Origin of the sequence: Hydrogenophaga pseudoflava, assembly GCF_031020795.1 — a bacterium.
In the GTDB taxonomy this organism is placed as follows: domain Bacteria; phylum Pseudomonadota; class Gammaproteobacteria; order Burkholderiales; family Burkholderiaceae_C; genus Hydrogenophaga; species Hydrogenophaga pseudoflava_A.
In genome coordinates this window covers 188,292-212,559 of sequence record NZ_JAVHJP010000004.1, presented here as the reverse complement: position 1 = coordinate 212,559, position 24,268 = coordinate 188,292, and the positions used below count along the sequence as shown (strand labels likewise).

The 24,268-nt window shown below is 66.0% G+C and carries 24 protein-coding genes; 19 read left to right on the top strand and 5 right to left on the bottom strand.

What is annotated here, in order from left to right; translation table 11 throughout:
• Positions 1-981: an Hsp33 family molecular chaperone HslO gene (gene hslO / locus RCO38_RS14515; RefSeq protein WP_308329055.1), complete on the bottom strand. Its 981-nt coding sequence runs from the start codon at positions 979-981 to the stop codon at positions 1-3.
• A 37-nt stretch (positions 982-1,018) separates the two neighbouring features.
• Positions 1,019-1,543 (bottom strand): gamma carbonic anhydrase family protein, encoded by a 525-nt coding sequence (locus tag RCO38_RS14510; protein WP_308329054.1) that lies wholly within the window; start codon positions 1,541-1,543, stop codon positions 1,019-1,021.
• A gap of 46 nt (positions 1,544-1,589) precedes the next feature.
• Between RCO38_RS14510 and RCO38_RS14505 the strand changes: the two genes are divergently transcribed.
• The 6 genes from RCO38_RS14505 to RCO38_RS14480 all read left to right on the top strand — a co-directional run bounded on the left by RCO38_RS14505 (position 1,590) and on the right by RCO38_RS14480 (position 7,437).
• Positions 1,590-2,441: a ferritin-like domain-containing protein gene (locus tag RCO38_RS14505; protein WP_308329053.1), complete on the top strand. Its 852-nt coding sequence runs from the start codon at positions 1,590-1,592 to the stop codon at positions 2,439-2,441.
• A gap of 168 nt (positions 2,442-2,609) precedes the next feature.
• Entirely contained in the window at positions 2,610-3,623 is a 1,014-nt protein-coding gene (locus RCO38_RS14500; protein WP_308329052.1) for a sensor histidine kinase, read from the top strand.
• The gene (locus RCO38_RS14495; protein WP_308329051.1) at positions 3,620-5,104 is read left to right on the top strand and encodes a response regulator; all 1,485 of its coding nucleotides are present in this window, start codon (positions 3,620-3,622) and stop codon (positions 5,102-5,104) included. Before RCO38_RS14500 ends, RCO38_RS14495 begins: the two co-directional genes overlap by 4 nt.
• 38 nt (positions 5,105-5,142) lie before the next feature.
• Complete coding sequence (dbpA, locus tag RCO38_RS14490) at positions 5,143-6,537, top strand: ATP-dependent RNA helicase DbpA (protein WP_308329050.1); 1,395 nt, start codon at positions 5,143-5,145, stop codon at positions 6,535-6,537.
• 55 nt (positions 6,538-6,592) lie between these two features.
• Positions 6,593-6,838: a DUF3297 family protein gene (locus RCO38_RS14485; protein WP_308329049.1), complete on the top strand. Its 246-nt coding sequence runs from the start codon at positions 6,593-6,595 to the stop codon at positions 6,836-6,838.
• Between the two features lie 14 nt (positions 6,839-6,852).
• Positions 6,853-7,437 (top strand): DUF1439 domain-containing protein, encoded by a 585-nt coding sequence (locus tag RCO38_RS14480; RefSeq protein ID WP_308329048.1) that lies wholly within the window; start codon positions 6,853-6,855, stop codon positions 7,435-7,437.
• Positions 7,438-7,443: 6 nt separating this feature from the next.
• On the opposite strand, the gene RCO38_RS14475 is transcribed toward RCO38_RS14480, so the two are convergent.
• The 3 genes from RCO38_RS14475 to RCO38_RS14465 are packed head-to-tail and all read right to left on the bottom strand — an operon-like array spanning position 7,444 to position 10,573.
• Entirely contained in the window at positions 7,444-8,646 is a 1,203-nt protein-coding gene (locus tag RCO38_RS14475) for an AAA family ATPase (RefSeq protein WP_308329047.1), read from the bottom strand.
• A gap of 29 nt (positions 8,647-8,675) precedes the next feature.
• Complete coding sequence (gene xerD, locus RCO38_RS14470; protein ID WP_308329046.1) at positions 8,676-9,596, bottom strand: site-specific tyrosine recombinase XerD; 921 nt, start codon at positions 9,594-9,596, stop codon at positions 8,676-8,678.
• On the bottom strand, positions 9,596-10,573 hold the full coding sequence (locus tag RCO38_RS14465) for a tripartite tricarboxylate transporter substrate binding protein BugE (RefSeq protein WP_308329045.1): 978 nt from the start codon (positions 10,571-10,573) through the stop codon (positions 9,596-9,598). The genes xerD and RCO38_RS14465 overlap by 1 nt, the downstream gene beginning before the upstream one ends.
• Before the next feature lie 158 nt (positions 10,574-10,731).
• On the opposite strand from RCO38_RS14465, the gene RCO38_RS14460 reads away from it, so the two are divergent.
• The 13 genes from RCO38_RS14460 (at position 10,732) to RCO38_RS14400 (ending at position 24,247) form a co-directional block, all read left to right on the top strand.
• Positions 10,732-11,637 carry an AEC family transporter gene (locus RCO38_RS14460; protein WP_308329044.1) on the top strand — a complete coding sequence of 302 codons (906 nt, stop codon included), beginning with the start codon at positions 10,732-10,734 and terminating at the stop codon, positions 11,635-11,637.
• 85 nt (positions 11,638-11,722) lie between these two features.
• Entirely contained in the window at positions 11,723-12,889 is a 1,167-nt protein-coding gene (locus RCO38_RS14455) for a nucleotide sugar dehydrogenase (protein WP_308329043.1), read from the top strand.
• A gap of 30 nt (positions 12,890-12,919) precedes the next feature.
• Positions 12,920-14,716: an SGNH/GDSL hydrolase family protein gene (locus tag RCO38_RS14450; RefSeq protein WP_308329042.1), complete on the top strand. Its 1,797-nt coding sequence runs from the start codon at positions 12,920-12,922 to the stop codon at positions 14,714-14,716.
• An 11-nt stretch (positions 14,717-14,727) separates the two neighbouring features.
• Positions 14,728-15,798 carry a glycosyltransferase gene (locus RCO38_RS14445; protein WP_308329041.1) on the top strand — a complete coding sequence of 357 codons (1,071 nt, stop codon included), beginning with the start codon at positions 14,728-14,730 and terminating at the stop codon, positions 15,796-15,798.
• On the top strand, positions 15,795-16,748 hold the full coding sequence (locus RCO38_RS14440) for a glycosyltransferase family 2 protein (RefSeq protein ID WP_308329040.1): 954 nt from the start codon (positions 15,795-15,797) through the stop codon (positions 16,746-16,748). The genes RCO38_RS14445 and RCO38_RS14440 overlap by 4 nt, the downstream gene beginning before the upstream one ends.
• 34 nt (positions 16,749-16,782) lie before the next feature.
• Entirely contained in the window at positions 16,783-17,745 is a 963-nt protein-coding gene (locus RCO38_RS14435) for a glycosyltransferase family 2 protein (protein WP_308329039.1), read from the top strand.
• A complete protein-coding gene (locus RCO38_RS14430; protein ID WP_308329038.1) occupies positions 17,742-18,473 on the top strand; it encodes a glycosyltransferase in 732 nt (243 codons plus the stop codon). Before RCO38_RS14435 ends, RCO38_RS14430 begins: the two co-directional genes overlap by 4 nt.
• Before the next feature lie 97 nt (positions 18,474-18,570).
• Positions 18,571-19,635, top strand: coding sequence for a dTDP-glucose 4,6-dehydratase (rfbB, locus tag RCO38_RS14425; RefSeq protein ID WP_308329037.1), 1,065 nt, complete (start codon positions 18,571-18,573; stop codon positions 19,633-19,635).
• Positions 19,632-20,519 (top strand): dTDP-4-dehydrorhamnose reductase, encoded by an 888-nt coding sequence (gene rfbD, locus RCO38_RS14420; protein WP_308329036.1) that lies wholly within the window; start codon positions 19,632-19,634, stop codon positions 20,517-20,519. The genes rfbB and rfbD overlap by 4 nt, the downstream gene beginning before the upstream one ends.
• Before the next feature lie 5 nt (positions 20,520-20,524).
• Positions 20,525-21,406 carry a glucose-1-phosphate thymidylyltransferase RfbA gene (rfbA, locus tag RCO38_RS14415; protein ID WP_308329035.1) on the top strand — a complete coding sequence of 294 codons (882 nt, stop codon included), beginning with the start codon at positions 20,525-20,527 and terminating at the stop codon, positions 21,404-21,406.
• Between the two features lie 4 nt (positions 21,407-21,410).
• Positions 21,411-21,956 carry a dTDP-4-dehydrorhamnose 3,5-epimerase gene (gene rfbC / locus RCO38_RS14410; RefSeq protein ID WP_308329034.1) on the top strand — a complete coding sequence of 182 codons (546 nt, stop codon included), beginning with the start codon at positions 21,411-21,413 and terminating at the stop codon, positions 21,954-21,956.
• 24 nt (positions 21,957-21,980) lie between these two features.
• Entirely contained in the window at positions 21,981-23,456 is a 1,476-nt protein-coding gene (locus RCO38_RS14405; protein ID WP_308329033.1) for a mannose-1-phosphate guanylyltransferase/mannose-6-phosphate isomerase, read from the top strand.
• Positions 23,453-24,247 (top strand): ABC transporter permease, encoded by a 795-nt coding sequence (locus RCO38_RS14400; RefSeq protein WP_308329032.1) that lies wholly within the window; start codon positions 23,453-23,455, stop codon positions 24,245-24,247. The genes RCO38_RS14405 and RCO38_RS14400 overlap by 4 nt, the downstream gene beginning before the upstream one ends.
• Positions 24,248-24,268: the final 21 nt, after the last annotated feature.

Below are 24,268 nucleotides of genomic sequence, written 5' to 3'. Positions count from 1 at the left end.
TCAGTGCGTGCCGCCGGCGACGGGCGGCTGGGCCGCCGCCTGCAGGAACACCTGGGCGGCATCGACCGGATCGAAGTGGTACTGCGCGCCACAGAAATCGCAACCCACCTCCACCTGACCCTGCTCGGCGATGATGGACTCGACCTCCTCACGCCCCAGCGACTTGAGCATGCCCGCCACCCGCTCGCGCGAGCAGGTGCAGGCAAAGCGTGGGCCGTCGGCGCCGGTCTGCGGTTCGAAACGGCGCACATCCTCTTCCCAGAACAGGCGGTGCAGGATGGTGTCGGCGTCCAGCGTCAGCAGTTCCTCGCGCTTCAGACTCGCGGCCAGGATGGCGATCCGGTTGTAGTCCTCGTTGCGGCCGATCTGGTCTTCGTCGCGGGCCACCGCGCCCGCACCGGACAGGTTCGATTCGCCCTGCAGCGGCAGGCGTTGGATCAGCAGACCGGCGGCCACCTGGTCGCTGGCGGCCAGCACCAGGCAGGTGTCGAGCTGCTCGCTCTGCAGCATGTAGTGTTCGATGACCTCGCTGAGCTTCTCCAGCTTTTCGTGCCGGTCTCCGAACAGCGGCACCACGCCCTGGTAGGGCTGCTGGCCGGGCAGGCGGTCCTTGGGATCCAGCGTGATGGCGCAGCGTCCCTGGTTGTTGACGTTGACCATGTGCGAGAGCGGGGCGTCGGCCGCGACCTCGCCGGTCACGGTGGCTGTGGCGCGCAGCGCGAGATCGGGCTGCACCTCGGCCACCGCCAGCTTGACCGGGCCGTCGCCCTGGACCTGCAGGATCAGCGCACCATTGAACTTGATGTTGGCTTGCATCAGCGTGGCCGCCGCGGCCATCTCGCCCAGCAGCTCGGTCACGGCGGCCGGGTAGCCACCGGCCTGCTGGCGGCGGCGCAGGATCTCCTGCCAGCTGTCGGTCAGGCGCACCAGCATGCCGCGCACCGGCAGGCCTTCAAACAGGAATTTGTGGAGTTCGGACACTCTGTGCTTTCAGAAAAAGAACGCTCGCAGATCGGGATCAGCCGACCTTTTTCAAGCCCTGGCGGTAGCGCTCGGCGTTCTCCATGTAATGCAAGGCGCTGCGGCGAAGACCGTCGATCTGCTCGGGCGTGAGCTGGCGCATGGCCTTGGCCGGGCTGCCGATGATCATGGAGCCGTCGGGGAACTCCTTGCCCTCGGTGACCAGGGCACCGGCACCGACCAGGCAGTTTTTACCGATCTTCGCGCCGTTGAGCACGATGGCGCCGATGCCAATCAGCGATTCGTCGCCGATGGTGCAGCCGTGCAGCATCACCTGGTGACCCACGGTGACGTGGCGGCCGATGGTCAGCGGCAGGTTCTTGTCGGTGTGCAGCACCGACCCGTCCTGGATGTTGCTGCCCTCGCCCACCACGATGGGCTCGGTGTCGCCCCGCAGCGTGGCGCCGAACCACACGCTGCTGCCGGGGGCGAGATGCACCTCGCCGATCACCTGCGCGTTCTCGGCCACCCAGGCCGATTCGGCCACCTGCGGGCGCTTACTGTCGAGTTCATAGATCGCCATGCGGGGAGTCTCCAGTGGTCTGCGGGGCAAACCTAGAATTGTAGGGATGCCCACCGCTCCCAGCTCCGAACCCGGCCTGCGCGATGCCGCGCTCGACGCCCTGTGCCTGCCCGATCCGCAGGCCAAGGTACAGGCGGCGCATGCGCTGTGGCAGCGGCTGGTGGCGTTGGGCGACGAAGACGCGCGCGAACGGGCGCTGGTGCCAGCCCCGTCCATCCCCGTGTCCGAGGGCAGGGTGTTGCCCGGCCGTCCGCCCCGGCCGGTTCTGGTGCCTCCCATGGCGGTGCCGCAGCGCTCGCCGTTCACCTCCGAGGGCCTGGCGGCGCTGCTGCACGCGGTCTGCCACATCGAATTCAACGCCATCGATCTTGCGCTCGATGCGGTATGGCGCTTTGCCGGCATGCCCGCCGGCTTCTACCGCGACTGGCTGCGGGTGGCGGACGAAGAGGCCACCCACTTCGGCCTGCTGCGTGAACACCTGCAGAGCCTGGGCCACGACTACGGCGACTTCCCGGCCCACAACGGTCTGTGGGAGATGTGCGTGAAGACGCAGCACGACATCACCGCGCGCATGGCCCTGGTGCCGCGCACGCTGGAAGCACGCGGCCTGGACGCGACGCCGCTGATCCAGGCCCGGCTGCGCAAGGTCGGCACGCCCGCCGCTCTGCGCGCCGTGGACATCCTGGACATCATCCTGCGCGACGAGGTCGGCCATGTGGCCATCGGCAACCGCTGGTACGCCTGGCTGTGCGAACGGCAAGGGCTGGAGCCGGTGTCGCACTACCGCCACCTGGCGCGCCTGCACGCCGCGCCCCGTCTGCGCCCGCCCTTCAACGACGAGGCCCGCAGGGCGGCCGGCTTCAGCCAGGCCGAACTGGACGATCTGCTCAGCGCCTGAACACCGGCGCGGCCCGGATGAGACTCTTTGCACGACCCGGGTCGTAAGGTCTGCAGGGAACATCTCGCATGACCGGTGATTCGCGCTTATGCTGGCACCTTGCATCCTGTCCACGGGCCTGGACCCCGCGGGGGAGGCTTCCCGGAACTGACTGGAGGTGCACGCGGCATGCAACTGGACGACTACCTTGGAAAGGCTTTCGACCGCATTCCGGTCGCCATGGTCGTGGTCAACCAGCAAGGTCTGATCACACGCACCAACCGCCTGGCCGATACCACCTTCGGATACGCCACTGCCGAATTGCTGGGACAGCCCGTGGAGGTTCTGGTACCCGAGCGGTTCCGCCACCACCACCCGAGCTACCGCCAGGGGTTCCAGAAGAACGCCACCGCCCGGCCCATGGGCGCCGGGCGCGACCTCAGCGGTCTGCGCAAGGACGGCAGCGAGTTCCCGGTGGAGATCGGGATCAATCCGGTGGAAACCGGCGAAGGACCGATGACTCTGTCGGTGATCCTGGACCTCAGCGAGCGCAAACAGCACGAACAGCGCATGCAGGAAGCGCTGCGTGAGAAGGAACTGCTGCTGGAAGAGGTTCACCACCGTGTCAAGAACAACCTGCAGGTGATCCACAGCCTGCTGGATCTGCAGATGCTCAAACTCCGTGATCCGGAGCTTCTGGCGATGTTGCGTGACAGCCAGAACCGCATCCGTTCGATGTCGATGATCCACCAGACGCTGTACCAGTCGCACGATTTTGCGCGGGTGGACTTCCAGCAATTCCTGGGCGATCTGCTGCCCAGCCTGATGGACTCGTACGGCACGCAGGCAGGTCGTGTCGCCATGGAAGTCGATGCCCATCAGGTCCGCCTGCCCATCAACGAGGCGATTCCCTGCGGGCTCATCGTCAACGAACTCGTGAGCAACGCGCTCAAGCACGGCTTTCCGGCACAGCGCCAGGGTGTGATCCGCGTGGACCTGCGGCACGATGGACAAGGACAGGTGGAGCTGTCCATCGGCAACGACGGTGTGGACATCCCCGCCGACCAGGACCTTCAGCGCACCGGTTCGCTGGGCCTGCAACTGGTGCGCCTGCTGGCGCGGCAGCTCAACGGGGGGTTGCACATCCGGCGTGAGTCGCCGGTGTGCTTCACCCTGCGTTTCCCCATGGAGCACCCATCATGAACACGGCAGCCCGCATCCTGGTCGTCGAAGACGAAAGCATCGTGGCCTTCAACCTGCAGCAGCGGCTGACCCACCTGGGCTACGACGTGCCGTCGATTGCCGTGTCGGGGCAGGAATGCATGGAGCAGGTGGCTGCCACAAGCCCCGATCTGGTGCTCATGGACATCCACATCCAGGGCGATCTGGACGGCATCGAGGTGGCGTCCCGGCTGCAGCGTGAACACACGGTGCCGGTGATCTACCTGACCGCCTACTCCGAAGACTCCACCCTGGAGCGCGCCCGCGAGACCCAGCCCTACGGCTACCTGCTCAAGCCGTTTTCCGAGCGCGAGCTGCACGCCAGCATCCAGATGGCGCTGGAACGCCACCGCCTGGGCAGCGCCCTCGAACACCACCGGCGCTTGCTGCAGCAGGCACTGGACGCCGCGAGCCTGGGCATCCTGGAAGTGGACGGCAGGCGCTCCGTCATCACCACCACGCCGCGATCGGCCGAACTGATCGGCACGCCCCAGGGCGAACCCCTGACGGTGGCGGAACTGCTCGCACGTGTGCACGACAACGAACGCGAGGTGCTGGCCGCGAACCTGGAGCGCAGCCTGAAGGAGTTGCAGCAGTTCAGCCAGGAGTTCCGCCTGCTGAGCAACGGGGCCGGAGAGCGCTGGATCAAGCTCGACGCCGCCGGCACGAGCGTACAACACGTCGCGGGCGTGATGCAGGATGTGTCGGAGCGCAAGCTCAGCGAGCAGCGGCTGCGCATGCTCAAGGACGGCCTGGAGGAACTGGTGGTCGAGCGCACCGCCCAGCTGCAGCAAAGCGTCAAGGAGCTGGAGGCCTTCAGCTATTCGGTGGCCCATGACCTGCGCTCGCCAGTGCGCGCGGTGATCAGCATCAGCCAGGAGCTTCAGGCCCAGCCCGAGCGGCTCGGGGCCGAAGAACTGGCCCTGCTGCAAGGCCTGACGACGTCCGCCCGGCGCATGGGCGAGCTCATCGACGCCCTGCTGAACATGGCGCGCATGAATCAGCTGCCCATGCAGCGGCGGGTGGTGGACCTGGGGCAGATGGCCCGCGAGATCGTCCATGCGCTGTCGCAGTCCGACCCGGCCCGCCGGATCGAGCTGAACGTGGCTCCCAACCTGAAAACCATGGCGGACCCGACCCTGGTGCGCAGCCTGCTGGACAACCTGATCGGCAACGCGTGGAAGTTTTCGGCGCGCCGCGAGATCACCCGCATCGACATCGGCGCCCGGGAGACCCACGGGGAAACCGTGTACTTCGTGCGGGACAACGGCTGCGGTTTCGACATGGCAGCCGCCGAGCGCCTGTTCGGCCCGTTCCAGCGCCTGCACCGCGCCAGCGAGTACGCAGGCACCGGCATCGGCCTGACCATCGTGCAACGCATCGTCATGCGCCACGGCGGGCGGATCTGGGCCTACGCGGAACCGGGCCTGGGAGCGGCCTTCCACTTCACGCTGGCGGGCTGAGCCCGCCAGTGACCGGGGTGGCCGCCCGATAATCGGGCATGACTTCCGCCCCCTCCGCCGATTTCGGCAGCCTCCCCCTGTCGCCGGCCACGCTGGCCAACCTGCAGCAGCTCGGTTACCTGAGCATGACGCCCATCCAGGCGGCCTGCCTGCCGCCCGCGCTGCTGGGCAAGGACCTGATCGCCCAGGCCCAGACCGGCAGCGGCAAGACCGCGGCCTTCGCCCTGACCCTGCTGGCCAACCTCAACCCCAGAAGGTTCGCGGTGCAGACGCTGGTGCTCTGCCCCACGCGCGAGCTGGCCGACCAGGTCACCACCGAGATCCGGCGTCTCGCGCGCGCCGAGGACAACACCAAGGTGGTCACGCTCTGCGGCGGCGTGCCGCTGCGCGGCCAGCTGGCCACGCTGGAGCACGGCGCCCACATCGTGGTCGGTACGCCCGGCCGCATCATGGACCACCTGGAGCGGGGCAGCCTGCAGCTGGACGCGCTCAACACCCTGGTGCTGGACGAAGCCGACCGCATGCTGGACATGGGCTTCTTCGACGACATCGTCAAGGTCGCCAAGCAGTGCCCGAAGGAACGCCAGACCCTGCTGTTCTCGGCCACCTACCCCGAGGGCATTGCCAAGCTCGCCCAGCAGTTCATGCGCGATCCGCAGACGATTGCCGTGCAGGCCCAGCACAGCCCCGCGCAGATCGAACAGCGCTGGTACGAGGTGAGCGACAAGGAGCGCCTGCACGTGGTCGGTCAGCTGCTGCTGCACTTCCGCCCGGCCAGCGCCATCGCCTTCTGCAACACCAAGGCCCAGTGCCGCGACCTGGTGGCCGTGTTGCAGGCCCAGGGCTTCAGCGCGCTGGCCCTGTTCGGCGAACTGGAGCAGCGTGAGCGCGACCAGGTGCTGGTGCGCTTTGCCAACCGCAGTTGCAGCGTGCTGGTGGCCACCGACGTGGCCGCACGCGGGCTGGACATCGCCAGCCTGGGAGCCGTCATCAACGTGGACGTGACGCCCGACCCCGAAGTGCACGTGCACCGCATCGGCCGCACCGGCCGCGCGGGCGAAAGCGGCCTGGCGCTGAACCTGGCCAGCATGGACGAGATGGGTTACGTCGGCCGCATCGAACAGCTGCAAAAGCGCGAGTCCGAATGGCACGCCGTGAACGAGTTGACGCCCGCGAGCCAGGAACCGCTGCAGCCGCCCATGGCCACCCTGCACATCCAGGGCGGGCGCAAGGAAAAGATCCGCCCCGGCGACGTGCTGGGCGCGCTCACCGCTGACCTGGGTTACACCCGCGAGCAGGTGGGCAAGATCAACGTCAACGAATGGTCCACCTACGTGGCGGTGGACCGCGCCATCGCGCAACAGGCGGCCAGCCGCCTGGCCACCACCAAGGTCAAGGGCAAGAGCGTGAAGGTGCGGGTGCTGGAAGATTGAGCCGGCGCACGATGCGGGACAATCGGCACTTTCCGATTTCCGCCCCTCCGACGCCATGTCCGACACCGCCCGCCCCGAACTTCCCGACCACCTGTCCATCGACCCGCGCAGCCCCCACCATGTGGCGGCCGTGTTCCAGCACGACATCGGCATCCGCTTCAACGGCAAGGAGCGCTTCGACGTGGCCGAGTACTGCATCAGCGAGGGCTGGGTGAAGGTGCAATCGGCCAAGACGGTGGACCGCCGGGGCCAGCCCGTGCTGATCCAGCTCAAGGGCCGGGTCGAGGTGTTCTACCGCTGAGGCCGGGAGAACCCGTGCGGCGCCGCTTTTTGCTCCTGTGCCTTCCGCTGTTCGGCGCCGGACTGGCCGCCCGTGCGCAGACCGCCCCCGCTGAAACAGGGACCGCCCCCGCCCTGCCGCGCATCACCGTGCCCCAGGACCTGCTGCAGACCGAGGTGGCCAAGCGTTTTCCGGTGCGCTACCCGGTGGCCGGCCTGGTGAACCTGGACCTGGGCGCGCCGCGCCTGGGCCTGCTGCCGGCGCAGAACCGGTTGCGCGCCGAGATGCCGGTGACCGCCGCCGGCGCCGCGCTGGCCCGCACCCAGCAAGGCAGCTTCACGGTCGATTTCGCGCTGCGCTACGAACACAGCGACCGCTCGCTGCGCGCGCACCAGCTCAAGGTCTACCGTTTCCGTTTCCCCGGCCTGCAGCCCGAGGCGGTGGACCTGCTCAACACCTACGCCCCCGCGCTGGCCGAACAGTCGCTGCGCGAAGTGGTGCTCTACCAGCTGCCGCAGAAGGAGGCCGCCATGGCCGACCTGCTGGGCCTGCGGCCCGGACAGATCACGGTGACCGAGCAGGGTCTGCTGGTGGAGCTGGTGCAGCGGCCGCCACAGTGAACTTCGTCAGGCCCGACGGCCCACCGTGCCGAAGCGGCGCATCAGCATGCCCTGCACCTGGGCCGGCGACAGGCCTTGCGGTGCGTTCTCCGAGGCGAAGGCCAGCGCAGCGACCTCGTCGGGATCGAACTTGAGGTAGAGCCGCTGCAGCTGCTCCTCGTCGCAAACACCCAGCTCGACGCGCTCGTCGATCCGGCCGGCGCGGATGAGCGCCTGGTCCAGCCGCTCGGCGTGGTTGGTGGTCATGAACAGCACATTGCCTTCCTGCGTGGCCACACCGTCCAGCGCGTTGAGGAAGCCGGAGAAGGACAGCCGCACCTGGGCGTGCGCCGCGTCGCGCTGGCGGAAGAAGGCATCCACGTCCTCGATCAGCAGCAGCGAGCGCTGCGGCACGGCCGCCAGCAGGGTGTGGATCTTCTCGTCGGTCACGATGGGCGAGGCCAGGCTGAGCGTGCAGACGTTCAGGTGCAGCTCGGACGCCAGCGCGGTGACCAGCGATGTCTTGCCGGTGCCCGGCGGCCCATATAGCAGGTAGCCGCGCCGCCAGGGAATGCCCAGTTCCGCATAGCGCTCGTGGGCGGCATAGAACGATTGCAGGTCGGCCAGCAGCGCCTCGGCCTGCCCGGCCTTGAGCACCACCGACGACAGCGGGCGGCGCGAGCCCAGCCGCGCCCGCATCCAGTCGCCGCCGTGGAAAGGGTTGGGAATGTAGACCGAGAGCGTGTCACTCTCTCGGCTGGCGCGCGCGTCAATGGCGCGCTGCAGGAAAGCCTCCAGCCAGCCGCCGGTGCGCCCGAAGTGCGACAGGCTGATGCGTTCGAACACGCTCTGCGTCACCTGCAGTTCGCGGCGGATCCAGACCAGCCGGCCATCGATCCGGAGGATGTGCAGGCCTTCGCCTGGTGAGAGGTAGGCCCGCGGTGCCTGACCGGCGCGCAGGTCTTCTTCCAGGCTCTGGTAGGCCGTGCCCTGGCGCACGCTTCGCGCCGTGAACTGGTTGACCTGGCGCAGCGAGGGATGCGCGTCCATGTACTCGACCAGCGCCGAGAACAGGAACTCGTCGCGCGAGTCGATGGTCAGCATGGAGATGAAGAAGCGTTGGCCCCAGGACACCACCAGCCCGGGCACGTCTTTCAGCCAGAACGCCAGCGCGCCGGCCGCGGCCAGCACGGCAGCCTGCGCCACCGGAGATTGGAAGAAACCGTCCATGCCCGGGTTATACCCCCAGGACCATCCCTTCAGCCGCGCGGATGGTGCTGCGCCACGACGGATTTGAGCCGCTCGCGCGCCACGTGGGTGTAGATCGTGGTGGTGGAGATGTCGGCATGGCCCAGCAGCATCTGCACCGCGCGCAGGTCGGCGCCATGGTTGAGCAGGTGGGTGGCGAAGGCATGGCGCAGCGTGTGAGGCGACAGCGGCGCGGTGATGCCGGCGGCCAGCGCGTAGCGCTTGACCAGGTTCCAGAACATCACCCGGCTCATGGCCTCGCCCGCCTTGCTGCCGCGCGCCGTGACGAACAGGTCTTCGCTGGCCTGACCGCCCAGGATCTCGGGGCGCCCTTCCTTCAGATAGCGTTGCAGCCACTCGCCCGCGATCTGACCGAACGGCACCAGCCGCTCTTTGTTGCCCTTGCCCGTGACCCGCAGCACATGGTCCTGGTGGCCCACGTGAAAGGTGCGCAGCGTCACCAGCTCGCTCACCCGAAGCCCGCTGGCGTACATCAGCTCCAGCATGGTACGGTCGCGCAGGCCGAGCGGGGTCGAGGTGTCCGGCGCATTCAGCAGAGCCTCAACCTGGGCCTCGGACAGGGTCTTGGGCACGCGCAGCGGCTGCCGGGCGGCCATCAGGCGCAGCGTGGGATCGGCGTCGATCAGGCGCTCGCGCAACGCCCAGCGGAAGTAGCGCTTGAACACCGTGAGACGCCGGTTGGCCGTGGTGGCGCGGGTCTCGGCGTGTCGGCTGGCGAAGTAGGCGTGGATGTCGGCTTCGCCCGCCTGCGGCAGGGAGCGCGCGCCCTCGGCCGCCAGCCACTGGCCGAACAGCACAAGGTCGCGCCGGTAGGCGTCGAGCGTGTTGCGCGAGAGGCCTTCCTCCAGCCAGAGTGCGTCGACAAAGGCGCCCGCGCTCTCCTCACTGCGCGCGAGCGCCGTGGCGTCCATCAGTCCAACGAAAGCTTCTGCTTGGTGACGACTTCCTTGTACACCTCGTACTCGGCCTTGATCTGGGCCGTGAACTGCTCGGGCGTGTTGGCCACGATCAGCGAACCGGTGTCCTCGATGCGCTTGCGCACCGCCGGATCGTTCAGTGCCGTCTTGGTGGTGTTGTACAGCTTGTCCACCACTTCCTTGGGCAGGCCCTTGGGACCAATGAGGCCGTAATAGGCCATGCGGTTCACAGGCTCCAGCCCCACTTCCTTGAAGGTCGGCACATCGGGCAGCACCGGCAGGCGCTGCGGCGCGGCCACCACGATGGGCACCAGGCGGCCGGCCTTGATGTGCGGCAGGGCCGACGGCAGGTTGTCGAAGATGATCGGCACCTGGCCGCCCACGGTGTCATTGAGCGCCGGGCCGGCGCCGCGGTACGGGATGTGGGTCATGAACACCCCGGCCAGACTCTTGAAGAGTTCGGTCTGCAGGTGGCCGATGCCGCCGGTGCCGGAGCTGGCATAGCTGTACCTTCCGGGGCTCTTCTTGAGTTCCGCGATGAAGCCCTTGTAGTCCTTGGCCGGGAAGCTGGGATGCACTGCGATCACGTTGGGCGTTGCAGCGATGTTGATGATGGGCGTGAAATCGGTGAGCGTGTTGTACGGGATCTTGGGGTTGATCGCCGGGTTGGCCGCCGTGGTCGACACCGTCGCCATGCCGATGATGTAACCGTCCGCGGCCGCGCGCGCCAGCTCGGTGGCACCGATCACCCCACCACCACCGGCCTTGTTCTCGACCACCACGCTCTGGCCCAGCGACTTGCCGAGTGGCTCGGACATGACGCGCGCAACGATGTCGGTCGTGCCCCCGGGCGCGAACGGCACCTGCAGGCGGATGACCTTGGTCGGATAAGCCTGCGCCCAGGCCCCTCCGGTCGCGCCCAGCGACGCGGCCACCAGACCCAGCCCCAACAGGGAACGGCGAGCAAACATGCGATATCTCCTTCGTTGTGCACAAAACAATAGCAGCGGGCATATTACCCCTGCCAACTCCCCAGGGACTGTAGTCAGCCCGCTCCCGCTTGACCATGGGGAGACTACATAAGTACAAACCCCCGGAAGCGGTGCATGCCGGACGCTATGCTCGCCTGGTGAACTTCGCCCAACTGCTCTTTCCCGATTTCTCGCTGATCCTTTGCGGCTATCTGGTGTGCCGCTTCACCGCCCTGAACCGCAAGGTGTGGGAACCGCTGGAAAGCCTGGTGTATTTCTTCCTGTTCCCGGTCCTGCTTTTCCACTCGATCGTCAAGAGCCCGCTGGATCTGGGCGCCGCCTCCAGCCTGATGGCGGCCGGCCTGGCGCTGGGGATCTGTGGCATCGCCTTGGCGTATTCGCTGCCCCACTGGCCCTGGCTGGGCCGCCGGCTGGACACCCGGCTTCACGCCGCCAGCGCGCAGGTGGGCTTCCGGTTCAACTCCTTCATCGCCCTGGCGCTGGCCGACAAAATCGCCGGTCCGCAGGGGCTGCTGATGATCGCTGTGCTCATCGGGGTCTGCGTGCCGCTGTTCAACGTGGGCGCGGTCTGGCCCATGGCGCGCCATGCCAACAAAGGCTTCGCCCGCGAGCTGGTGCGCAACCCGCTGATCATCGCCACCGCCAGCGGGCTCGCTGCCAACCTGCTCGGGTTCTCGGTCCCGCCCTGGCTGGAGCCGACGGTCAACCGGATCGGTCAAGCCTCGCTGGCCCTTGGCCTGATGGCCGCGGGCGCCGGCATGCAGCTGGGCAGCCTGGCCAAGGCCAAACAGCTGGGCATCATGGTGCTGTGCGCGAAGCACCTGGGCATGCCGCTGCTGGCCTTCGGGGTGGCCATGGCCTTCCGCCTCGACACGGCGCAGACCACCATCCTGCTGATGTTCTCTGCCGTGCCGACCGCCTCCAGCTGCTACGTGCTGGCGGCCCGCATGGGCTACGACGGGCCCTATGTGGCCGGCCTGGTGACCCTGTCCACGCTGCTGGGCATGGTCAGCCTGCCGTTCGCGCTGGGAGTGCTGGCCTAAGGAAACCATAAGGGTCTCAGGGGCCCTATGGCAAAATTCCGCGGTTTTAGGTTTGGTTCTTACTCGCTCTTACACAAGGCCCTCCATGAAGATTGCGGTTGCTGGCACCGGCTACGTCGGTCTGTCCAACGCCGTGCTGCTGTCCCAGCACCACGAGGTCGTCGCCCTGGACATCGTTCCCGAGAAAGTGGCGCTGATCAATGCGCGCAAGAGTCCGATCGTCGACACGGACATCGAGGAATTCCTGGCCCACCAGCCACTGAACCTGCGCGCCACGCTGGACAAGCACGAGGCCTACGAAGGCGCCAGCTTCGTCATCATCGCGACACCCACCGACTACGACCCCGAGACCAACTATTTCAATACGCGATCGGTCGAGGCGGTGATCCGCGACGTGATGCAGATCAATCCGCAGGCCGTGATGGTGATCAAGTCCACGGTGCCCGTGGGCTACACCGCCCAGGTGCGCGAACAGACCGGATGCCAGAACCTGCTCTTCTCGCCCGAGTTCCTGCGCGAAGGCAAGGCATTGCACGACAACCTGTACCCGTCGCGCATCATCGTGGGCGAGCGGTCGCAGCGGGCCGAGACCTTCGCCGGGCTGCTCAAGGAAGGCGCGCGCAAGCAGGACATCCCGGTGCTGTTCGTCGACTCGACCGAGGCCGAGGCGGTCAAGCTGTTCTCGAACACCTACCTGGCCATGCGGGTGGCCTACTTCAACGAACTGGACACCTATGCCGCAGCGCACAACCTCGACTCGCGCCAGATCATCGAAGGCGTGGGCCTCGACCCGCGCATCGGCAACCACTACAACAATCCGTCCTTCGGTTATGGCGGCTACTGCCTGCCCAAGGACACCAGGCAGATGCTGGCCAACTACCAGCATGTGCCCCAGAATCTGATCCAGGCGATTGTCCAGTCCAACACCACGCGCAAGGACTTCATCGCCGAGAGCATCCTGAAGCAGAAGCCCAAGACGGTCGGCGTGTTCCGGCTGATCATGAAGGCGGGCTCGGACAACTTCCGCTCCTCCAGCATCCAGGGCATCATGAAGCGGATCAAGGCCAAAGGCATCCGCGTCATCATCTACGAACCAGCCCTTCAGGAAGACGAGTTCTTCCATTCGCCGGTGGTCAACGACCTCGAGACCTTCAAGAAGGAATCGGACGTGATCATCACCAACCGCCTCACGCCAGTACTGGCCGATGTGCAGGACAAGGTCTACACGCGCGACCTGTTCGGCAGCGACTGATCCACCAGACACTTTTCGGGGAGAACCTTCATGAAGTCCCACCACGCCCTGTCGACCATGACCCTGGCGGTCACGGCCCTGATCACCGGCTGCGCCAGTTCCGGTGGCTCCACCCCTTCGGTGGCCAACCCGTACAGCAGCAGTGGCGGCAGTTCGATCGGCGAGGTGCACGTGAACACCATGCGGGTGTTCGGTGACAGCTACTCCGACCCGAACTTCACCAACTCCATCGGCACCATCAACTGGGCCACGCAGATGCAGGGTCGTGGAACGGTCACCAAGTCCGACATCTATGCGATCGGTGGTGCCCGCGCCAGCTATGGCGAGGCCCGTGCCTTCGACAAACAGATCGACAACTGGAAGAGCCGGGGCAGCGCCATCGCCGACCGGGATCTGACCGTGGTCTACCTCGGCCACAACGACATGGGTCGCAACGGTTCGCCGGACAACAACCTGACGAACGCCAAGAAGGGCTATTCGGATGGTGTGGCGCGCCTGATCGCGGCCGGTGCGGCGGCCGACAACCGCAGGCTGTTTGTCACCCAGCTGCACGACTGGGGCCGCGGACCGGGCGTATCGTCTCTGGCGTCCAAACAGGTGATCGGCTGGAACAACTACATCGCGTCAGTGGCCAACGCCACCCCCAACGTGATCGCCGTGGACATGTACACCGTGTTCCAGCGCGTGTTCAACGAGCCGGGCAAGTTCGGCTTCAACAACGTCTCGACGGCCAACCCTTCCCGCTCGGCCACCGACACGCTGTATCACGACGCCACCCACTTCGGCAACCGGGGCCAGGACATCATCACCCGCGTTTACCAGCATTACCTGACCCGCGGCTGGGACTGGGCCAACAGCGTGAGCGCCGGCGCCGATTCGGCCGGGCGCATCAACCAGGACATCGACAACGGCACGCTGGTGCTGTCCATGGCCGAGCAGAAGACGCTGCAGCCCGGCTTCCGGCTGCTGCCCCTGGGCCTGCGGGAGGGCGATGCCTTCCAGTTCAACGCGCGCAACACCAGGGTGTTCCAGCCGTTTGCCCATACGCAGCAGGCCTCGGCGCCGACCGGCCTGGCCTTCGACATGCGCGTCGGGTCGGCCGACAACGCGCAGAGCAGCCGCATGGGCGTCGCCGTGTTCCAGCAGGGCCAGGCCAAGTACCTGTCCACGACCGAAATGCGCAACTCCAAGCAGTACACCTCCGACGCGGTGTCGCTGTACTGGAACAAGCCGGTGTCGGGCTGGGTGATGAGCAGCCAGTTCTCTCACCTCGACCTGAATTTCGCCAGCCACGCACAGGACGGTCTGGTCCGCCGCACGCTGGAGAACCGCCAGAGCGGCAGCACCTGGTCGTTCGAGAACAAGATGCGCTACCCGATGCGTGGCGATTTCTTCAGCGTGACGCCCTGGGTGTCGCTGACCAACCAGTCGCACAGCCTGGACCCGGCCCTGACGTCCACCCTCTACACCACCGACGTGCTGTTCAGCTCCAACCGGGTCAACGAGTGGCTCTCGGGCATCGGCGTGGACCTGCAAACGGACCCCATCAGTCTGAGCGGCCAGCGCAAGCTGCGGTTCGGCGGCAGCCTGCACCACACCTCCAGCCTGTCCCGCGACACCGTGACGGTGTCGATGCGCGAGTCGGGCTCGCCCGGTGTCGTGCAGCGTGAAATCTTCCCGCTGTCGAAGGTCGAGCGCACCCAGCTGGGTCTGCAGGCCACCATGGAGGTGGCCCGCCACCTCCAGTTCAGTGCCACCTACGGCGCCCAGCTGCAGGATGTGCGCAAGACCCAAAGTGTGGTGCTCAAGGCCAACCTCCGCTTCTGACCCTGCCTTTGATGAAAATCCTGTATGTCGCCGGACGGGAGGCCACCTACTCGCGCACCCGCATCGTGCTCAACGCCATGCGCCGGAACGGCTTCGAGGTCATCGAATGCCTGCCGAAGGACAAGTCGTTCAAGCACTACCCCGGCCTGCTGCTGAAGACACTGCTGAACGCGCCCCGCTGTGATGCGGTCGTGGTGGGCTTCTACGGTCAGCTGCTCGCACCGCTGGTGCGGCTGCTCACCTGGAAGCCCATCCTGTTCGACATGTACATCACGACTTACGACACGATGGTCTTCGACCGCGAAAAGGCGGCACCCGGCACCCTCAAGGCCCGCATCTACGGCCTCAGCGACTGGCTGTCCTACAAGATGACCAAGCTGTCGATCCTGGACAGCCACTACGTCATTGGCCATTTCGGCCGCACCATCCACACCGAAACCAGCAAGTTCCGCCGCCTCTTCCTGGCGGTGGACGACAGCGTGATCAAGCCCGGTCCCTCACGGCCTGCCGATGGCGAGTTCCTCGTGCACTTCCATGGCGAGTACATCCCCTTCCACGGGGTGCGCCACATCCTCAAGGCGGCCAAGCTGCTGGAACCCCATGGTGTGAAGTTCCAGATTGTCGGCAAGGGCCTCACCTTCGAGGAAGACATGCAGCTGGCCCGAGAACTTGGCCTGCCACATGTGAACTTCCTCGGCCCCGTGCCTTACGCCGAACTGGCCGCCCTGATGGCCCGGGCCGATGTGTGCCTGGGCATCTTTGGCGACAACGAGCGCGCCAAGCTTGTGCTGACCAACAAGGTGGTGGAAGCGATCGGTGTGGGCAAACCCCTGATTACCAGCCGCAACGAGCCGGTGCAGGAACTGCTCAAGGACGGCGAGAGCGTGCTGCTGGTGAATCCGGCCGACCCGCAGGCACTGGCCGATGCCATCCTGCGCCTGAAGAACGACGAAGCCCTGCGCCACCGCATCGCGACCAACGGCCACGCCGTGTTCAAGCAGCAGTGCGCCACGGAGACCTTCGGAAAGCGCTTCACGGCGATCCTGCACGAGGTGCTGGGAACGCGCAGCACCGCCGAATGAACGAACCGTCCGGCGCCCAACCCCGTGTGCATGTGCTGCTGGCGTCCTACCAGGGCGCCCGGTACATCCGCGAGCAGCTGGAATCGATCGCTTGCCAGACCCACACCAACTGGACGCTGACCGTCAGCGACGACGGATCTACGGACGACACCCTCGCGATGTGCGAGGCCTTCGCTCGCACACACGGCGACCACCGCGTCCGGCTTCTCAAAGGGCCGGGACGGCGCTCCACCGCCAACTTTTTCCACCTCCTGCGTGCCGTCGAGATCACCTCCAGCCACGACCTCATCGCATTCAGCGACCAGGACGACGTCTGGCTACCTGAAAAGCTCGCGCGCGCGGTCGATGCGCTGCGGGCCTTGCGGCCGACCACGGGCCAGCCGGCGCTGTATGCGGGGCGCACCCGCCTGGTCAATGAGCGGCTGGAGCCCATCGGCGTGAGCCGCCTGCCGCAACGCCCCCTGGGGTTTGGCAACGCCCTGCTGCAGAACGTCGCCAGCGGCAACACCATGGTGTTCAACCAGCCGCTGCTGCGGCTGATGCGCCGGGTCAAACCCGAACACTCGGTCCTGCACGACTGGACGGCCTACCAGGTCGTCACCGGCTGCGGCGGACAGATGCACTTCGACCCGGAGCCCTGCCTGCTCTACCGGCAGCACGCCGACAACCTGATCGGATCGCAAGGCCGATCCTGGGACAAGGTGCTGCGCATGGGCATGCTGTTCAAAGGGCAGTACCGGGCCTGGGGGGACCAGACGGAAGCGGCCATGAACGACATCGCCAACGAGTTGCAGCCCAAGGCGCTGGAGGTGCTGCGCAAGTTCCAGGACATGCGCCGCCGCCCCGACCTGATCGGACGCATGCAGGCCGGACGCCACAGCGGTCTCTGGCGGCAGACCCGTTCCGGCCGCGCCTCGTTCTGGCTGGGTCTGGCGCTCAACCAGCTCTGACCGGGTCCTATTGCCGGACACCCTTTTCTTCTCCATGAGCCAGCCTCTTGCCTCCCCTCTTTCCGACACCGCCGCATTGCCCGGGGTGCTGGTGCTGCTGCCTGTGTACAACGGCCAGCGCTTTCTCACGCAACAGGTCGAATCCATCCTGAACCAGAGCGGCGTGAACACCCACCTTCTGTGCCGCGACGATGGCTCGAACGACGGCTCACCGGTTCTGTTGCACGAGTTGCGACTGCGCTGGCCGGATCGCATCACCGTGCTCAAGGACGACCTGGGCAACCTGGGCGCCAGCGGGAACTTCTCCTGCCTGATGCGGCAGGCCCTGGATCTGGCGCCGGCCGGATGGGGACGGGCAGCCTACATTGCACTTTCCGATCAGGACGACGTCTGGCACGACGACAAGCTGGCCATCGGACTGGCCGCCATCCGTTCGCTTGAACAGGCGCGTCCTGGGGCCCCCGCGCTGGTGCACAGCGACCTGCGTGTCATCGAAGAGGATGGCCGGGAAATCGCGCCTTCCATGGCCCGCTACCAGGGCCTGCGGCCCGACCTCAGCGGCCTTTCGGCCCAACTCCTGAGCAATACACTGACCGGTTGCACCAGTCTGATGAACCGGGCGCTGCTGGAAAAGGCCCTTCCGGTCCCACCCGAGGCCATCATGCACGACTGGTGGCTGTCGCTGGTGGCCAGCGCGCTGGGCAGCCGCCGCTACCTCGACCAGCCCCTGATCGACTACCGCCAGCACGCCAGCAACGCCATCGGTGCCAAGGCGCAGGACAAGCCCGTGGCCTTCAAGACCATCCTGCACCGTTTGTTCGATGACCGGCATGGCGAGATCTTTCGCCTCAACGCCCGCCAGGCGCGCGGATTCCTGGCCCGGTTCGGCGGCGAGCTCACCGCCCGCCAGCGATGGACGACGTGGCTGGCGTCCCAGCTGTCGTTGCCATTTCCACCCGTGCAGCGCCTGATCTACCGCGTGCTGAGGCGCCTGTGAGCATCCGCCTGTCCATGGTCAGCCACGGCCAGGCCCGGCTGGCCAACCAGTTCCTCCAGGACCTGGCCGGTACACCCGAGGTGGATGAGCTGGTGGTGACCGAGAACATCCCGGACGCCCCCCTGCTCCCGCCCCCCGGCCTGATCGCCCGGACACAGCGCAACCCGTCACCGATGGGGTTCGCCGGCAACCACAACCAGGCCTTCGAGGGCTGTACACAGCCGTTCTACTGTGTCGCCAACCCGGACATCCGCCTGTTGTCCAACCCGTTCCCGGGGCTGCTGGCCGCCATGCAGGACCCTTCGGTGGGACTGGTGGCGCCGCTCGTGCTCGGCCCGACCGGCCAACCGGAGGACAACGCCCGGCGCTTTCCCACTCCGTGGAACCTGGCGCTGAAACTCGCAGGCGTGGACGACGGGCGCTGCCACCTGACACCCCAGTCCTTGGCACGCCCCGTCGAATGGGCGGCGGGCATGTTTCTGCTGTTCCGCACCGAGGCGTTTCGGGATGTGGGAGGCTTTGATGCTAAATTCCACCTCTATTACGAGGATGTGGACATCTGCGCCCGCCTGTGGAAATCGGGGTGGAAAGTGATGTGCGATCCGGGGGTCACGGTGGTGCATGAGGCCCAGCGCGCCAGCCGGCACAACTTCCGGTACATGCGCTGGCACGCGGCGAGCATGGCGCGCTACTTCGGCAAGCACCTGGGTCGTCTGCCTCAGGTGTAGCCATCCCCGCAAGACATACCCGCCAAAGATCCACCGCATCCCTGGGTTGCGTGATGGGTCTTCACGGATTCGCCCGACACACCAAGCAGGAGAAAAGATGATTCTGGTAACCGGCGCCGCAGGCTTCATCGGCGCGAACTTCGTGCTCGACTGGGTCGCACAGTCCCAGGAACCCGTGGTGAATCTGGACAAGCTGACCTACGCCGGCAACCCCGAGAACCTGGCCAGCCTGCAGGGCAACTCCGCACACATCTTTGTTCAAGGCGACATCGGTGACCGCGCCCTGGTGGACCGGCTGCTGGCCGAACACCGGCCCCGTGCGGTGGTGAACTTCGCCGCTGAGAGCCACGTCGACCGCTCCATCCACGGCCCCGAGGACTTCATCCAGACCAATGTTGTCGGCACCTTCCACCTGCTGGAGTCCGTGCGCGCGTACTGGGGCTCCCTTGAAGGCGAAGCCAAGTCGGCCTTCCGGTTCCTGCACGTGTCGACCGACGAGGTCTACGGCACGCTCGGACCGAACGATGCCCCGTTCACCGAAACCACGCCCTACACCCCCAACAGCCCCTACTCGGCCTCCAAGGCGGCCAGCGACCACCTGGTGCGCGCCTACCACCACACCTACGGCCTGCCGGTGCTGACCACCAACTGCTCGAACAACTACGGTCCCTATCACTTCCCCGAGAAGCTGATCCCGCTGATGATCGTCAATGCCCTGGCCGGCAAGCCGCTGCCAGTCTATGGCGACGGCATGCAGGTGCGCGACTGGCTGTTCGTCAAGGACCACTGCAGCGCCATCCGCCGCGTGCTGGAAGCCGGTACCACCGGCGAAACCTACAACGTGGGCGGCTGGAACGAAAAGCCGAACATCGAAATCGTGAAGACGGTATGCGCACTGCTGGACGACCTGCGCCCCCGTGCCGACGGCCAGTCCTACGCCACGCAGATCACCTACGTGAAAGACCGCCCGGGTCATGATCGCCGCTACGCCATTGACGCGACCAAGATCCACCGCGAACTGGGTTGGAAGCCCGCCGAGACCTTTGAGACCGGCATCCGCAAGACGGTGCAGTGGTACCTCGACCATCCCGACTGGGTGGCGCATGTGCAGAGCGGCGACTACCGCAACTGGATCGGCCAGCAGTACGGAGCGCTTGCATGAAGATCCTCCTGACCGGCAGAAACGGCCAGGTCGGGTTTGAGTTGCAGAGAGCCCTGGCACCACTGGGCACCGTTCATGCAGTGGATTCGGGCGACTGCGACCTGGCCGACGAACAAGCGCTGCGCGCCCTGATCAGGGCATCGCGCCCCGACCTCATCGTCAATCCCGCCGCATACACCGCCGTCGACCGCGCCGAAGACGAAGCCGATGGACGGCTGGCCATGGCGGTCAATGCCGTCGCGCCAGCGGTCATGGGTGAGGAAGCGGCCCGCTTGGGGGCGGCCGTCATCCATTACTCCACCGACTATGTCTTCGATGGGGAGAAGGCCACGCCTTACGTGGAAACCGACCCGACCGCGCCGCTGGGGGCCTATGGGCGAAGCAAGCGCGACGGCGAACTGACGCTGATGCGCGGCAATCCGAGGCACCTGGTCCTGCGCACCAGCTGGGTGGTGGGTGCCCACGGAAACAATTTCGCCAAAACCATGCTGCGCCTGGCGGCCGAGCGCAAGGAGCTGAACGTGGTTCACGACCAGGTGGGTGCCCCCACCTCGGCCGCCCTGATCGCCGATCTGACCGCGCACATGGTCATGCGCATGCGCCACGACGTGACCTTTCCGTTCGGCCTGTACCACATGAGCGCCGGCGGAGAGACCTCCTGGTGCGACTACGCCCGCTTCGTGATCGAGCGTGCCCTTCGGGCGGGTCGACCGCTGAGCCTGACGCCAGCGGACGTCCACCCCATCGCCAGCGCCGACTACCCCACCCGCGCCCGCCGCCCCTTGAACTCGCGGCTGGACACCCGCCGCTTCACCGAGACCTTCGGCCTGCGCCTGCCGCCTTGGCAAGAAGGGCTGAACCACATCCTGCAACAGATCCTGTGAACGCCATGAACAGAAAAGGCATCATCCTGGCCGGCGGCTCCGGCACGCGCCTGTACCCCGTGACGCAGGCGGTGAGCAAGCAGCTCATGCCCGTGTACGACAAGCCGATGATCTATTACCCGCTGAGCACCCTCATGCTCGCCGGTATCCGAGACATCCTGGTCATCTCCACCCCGCAGGACACGCCGCGCTTCACCGACCTGCTCGGCGATGGCAGCCAGTGGGGCCTGAACCTTCAGTACGCGGTGCAGCCCAGCCCCGACGGCCTGGCCCAGGCCTTCATCATCGGTGAGCAGTTCATCGGCAACGCCCCCTCCTCGCTGGTGCTGGGCGACAACATCTTCTACGGTCACGACTTCGCGGCCCTGCTGGGCAACGCCACGCGCCGACCCGATGGCGCCACCGTCTTCGCCTACCACGTGCACGACCCCGAGCGCTACGGCGTGGCCGAGTTCGACCCTTCGGGCAAGGTGCTCAGCCTGGAAGAGAAACCGGCCAAGCCCAAGAGCAACTACGCGGTCACCGGCCTGTACTTCTACGACAACCAGGTGGTGGAGCTGGCCAAGAACCTCAAGCCCTCGGCCCGCGGCGAGCTGGAGATCACCGACCTCAACCGCCTGTACCTGGAAGCCGGCTCGCTGCAGGTGGAGGTGATGGGCCGTGGCTACGCATGGCTGGACACCGGCACCCACGACAGCCTGCTGGAGGCAGGCCAGTTCATTGCCACCCTGGAGAAGCGCCAGGGCCTGAAGGTGGCCTGCCCGGAGGAAATCGCCTACCGCAGCAAGTGGATCGACGTCGAGCAGGTGCAACGCCTGATCAAGCCACTGGCCAAGAACGGTTATGGCCAGTACCTCCAGCAGATCATCAAAGACGACGTGCGCTAACACCATGAAAGCGACCCCCCAGTCCATTCCAGAGGTCATCCTGTTCGAGCCCAAGGTGTTCGGCGACGACCGCGGCTTCTTCTTCGAGAGCTTCAATCACGCCCGCTTTGAAGAAGCGGTGGGACGCCCCGTGCGCTTCGTGCAGGACAACCACTCCAAGTCCACCAAGGGCGTGCTGCGCGGGCTGCATTACCAGGTCCAGCAGCCGCAGGGCAAGCTGGTGCGCGTGGTCCAGGGCGAGGTGTTCGACGTTGCCGTCGACATCCGCCGGTCCTCGCCCACGTTCGGGCAATGGGTCGGCGCCCACCTGACGGCCGAAAACAAGCACCAGCTGTGGGTGCCCGAGGGTTTTGCCCACGGCTTTGTCGTGCTCAGCGACACCGCAGAGTTCCTCTACAAGACCACCGACTACTACGCCCCTGCGCACGAGCGCAGCATCCTCTGGAACGACCCGGATCTGGGCATCGACTGGGGATTCGAAGGAACGCCCAATCTGTCGGCCAAGGACCAGGCCGCCCTGCTTCTCAAGAACGCCGAAGTCTTTGATTGATCCAACCGGAATGGCCCGCTGCCGATGAAGCTCGTTTCTGTCGTCCTTTCCGGTGGCGCTGGCACGCGCCTGTGGCCTGCGTCCCGCCAAGCCTATCCCAAGCCGTTCATGAAGCTGGGTGGCCGCACCCTGCTGGAGCAGGCCATCGGCCGCGGCCAGGCCTGCGGCACCGATCACTTGATCGTGGTAACCAACCAGGACCACCTGTTCCTGACGCAGGGTCTGCTGGCGGAGATGTCGGACCCGCCCAACCCCCATTACCTTCTCGAACCGAAGGGGCGCAATACGGCACCGGCCATCGCCTTGGCGGCCCTGGCCTGCCAGAGGCTGCATGGCGACGACGCCGTGATGCTGGTGCTGCCGGCCGACCACCTGATTCCCGACACAGAGTCCTTTGTGGCGAACGCCCTCGAAGCAGCCAGGCACGCCAGCGAGGGGCACCTGGTGGTGTTCGGCATTCAGCCCACAGGCCCTGAAACGGGTTTTGGCTACATCGAGGTCGCCAAGATCGGCAGGCAGGCCCAGCCGGTGCTGCAATTTGTCGAGAAACCCGATCTGGCCACCGCACAGGAGTACCTGGCCACCGGCCGTTATTACTGGAACAGCGGCATGTTCTGCTTCACCGCCAAATGTGTGCTCGATGCACTGGCGGAACATGCCCCTGACGTGCTGTCAACGGCGCAATCGGTGATGGACAGCGGCCACACGACGGCGTTGCCTCCCACGGGTGCCGTCGGCGCTGCACAGGTCACCCGTTTTGATGCTCACACCTTCGGCCTGCAGCCGGACATCAGCATCGACTATGCGGTGATGGAAAAAGCGCGCAATGTCATGCTCGTACCGGCCCGCTTTGGATGGAGCGATGTGGGCGCATGGCCCTCGGTGGCTTCGGCGCACTCGGCGGACGCGGCCGGAAACACCATGGGCATTGCCGAAGACGTCCATTGGGCGGCCGTCGACACCACCGGCACCCATGTGCATGTGGAAAGCCACGGGCACAAGGTGATCGCCACCGTCGGCGTCAAGGACCTGGTGGTGGTGGACACGCCCGACGCCCTGCTGGTGGCCAGCAAGGAACAGGCACAGAACGTCAAGCGCGTGGTCGAGATGCTCAAAGAACGGCACCCTGACAGCGCGGCGCACCAGACCACCATGCTGCCTGCCGCAGTGCAGCGTCCGTGGGGCACCTACGCCACCCTCAAGGAAGAGGACGGCTACAAGGTCAAGCGCATCACGGTCCGGCCCGGCCAGAGCCTGAGTCTCCAGTACCACCACAAACGGGCGGAACACTGGGTCGTCGTGCAGGGCAATGCCCTGGTCCAGATCGGAGAAGCCGAGTTCGCCACCTGCGCAGGCGAGTACAGGTTCATCCCTCTGAAGGAGCGCCACCGCCTGACCAACGTCGGCGAAGGGGAACTGGTGCTGATCGAGGTGCAGTGCGGCAGCTACCTGGGCGAAGACGACATTGTTCGCCTGGCCGACGTGTACGGCAGGATATGACACAGGTGTTCCGCGCCCTCTGGGCATACCGGGGTTTCATCCTGGGCAGCGTCAAGCGGGAATTCCAGTCCAAGTACCGGAACTCCGTGCTCGGCGCAGCCTGGAACATCTTGAATCCGCTGTCCATGATCGTGGTCTACACGGTCATCTTTTCCGAGGTGATGAAAGCGCGCCTGCCCCAGGTGGAGGGAGCGTACGCATTCAGCATCTATCTGTGCTCGGGCCTGCTGACCTGGGGCCTGTTTGCAGAGATCACCAACAGCGCCACCAACATGTTCGTGGCCAACGGCAATCTGCTGAAGAAGCTGAGCTTCCCGCGGCTGTGCCTGCCAGCGATCGTGGTCAGCAACGCACTGCTGAACTTCGCAATCGTCTTCGGCCTCTTCCTGATCTTTCTGATCGTCAGCGGCAACTTTCCCGGCCTGGTCTTCATGGCCATGGTCCCGTTGCTGGCGTTGCAGGTGGCCTTCGCCATCGGTCTCGGCATCACGCTGGGCATGCTCAACGTGTTCTTCCGCGACGTCGGGCAGTTCTTCGGCATCTTCCTGACCTTCTGGTTCTGGCTCACACCGGTCGTCTACCCTCTCTCTATCCTGCCCGCGGAAGGTCAGGCCTACATGCGCTGGAACCCCATGTTCCGCCTGATCACCGCCTATCAGGAGGTGCTGGTGTACGGCCGCTGGCCGAACTGGTACAGCCTGTGGCCGGTGGTGGTGCTGTCGCTGGCGCTGTGCGCCTACGGCCTGTACCTGTTCCGCCGCCGGTCCGGCGAAATGGTGGACGAACTCTGAGACACAGCCCACAGAACTCAT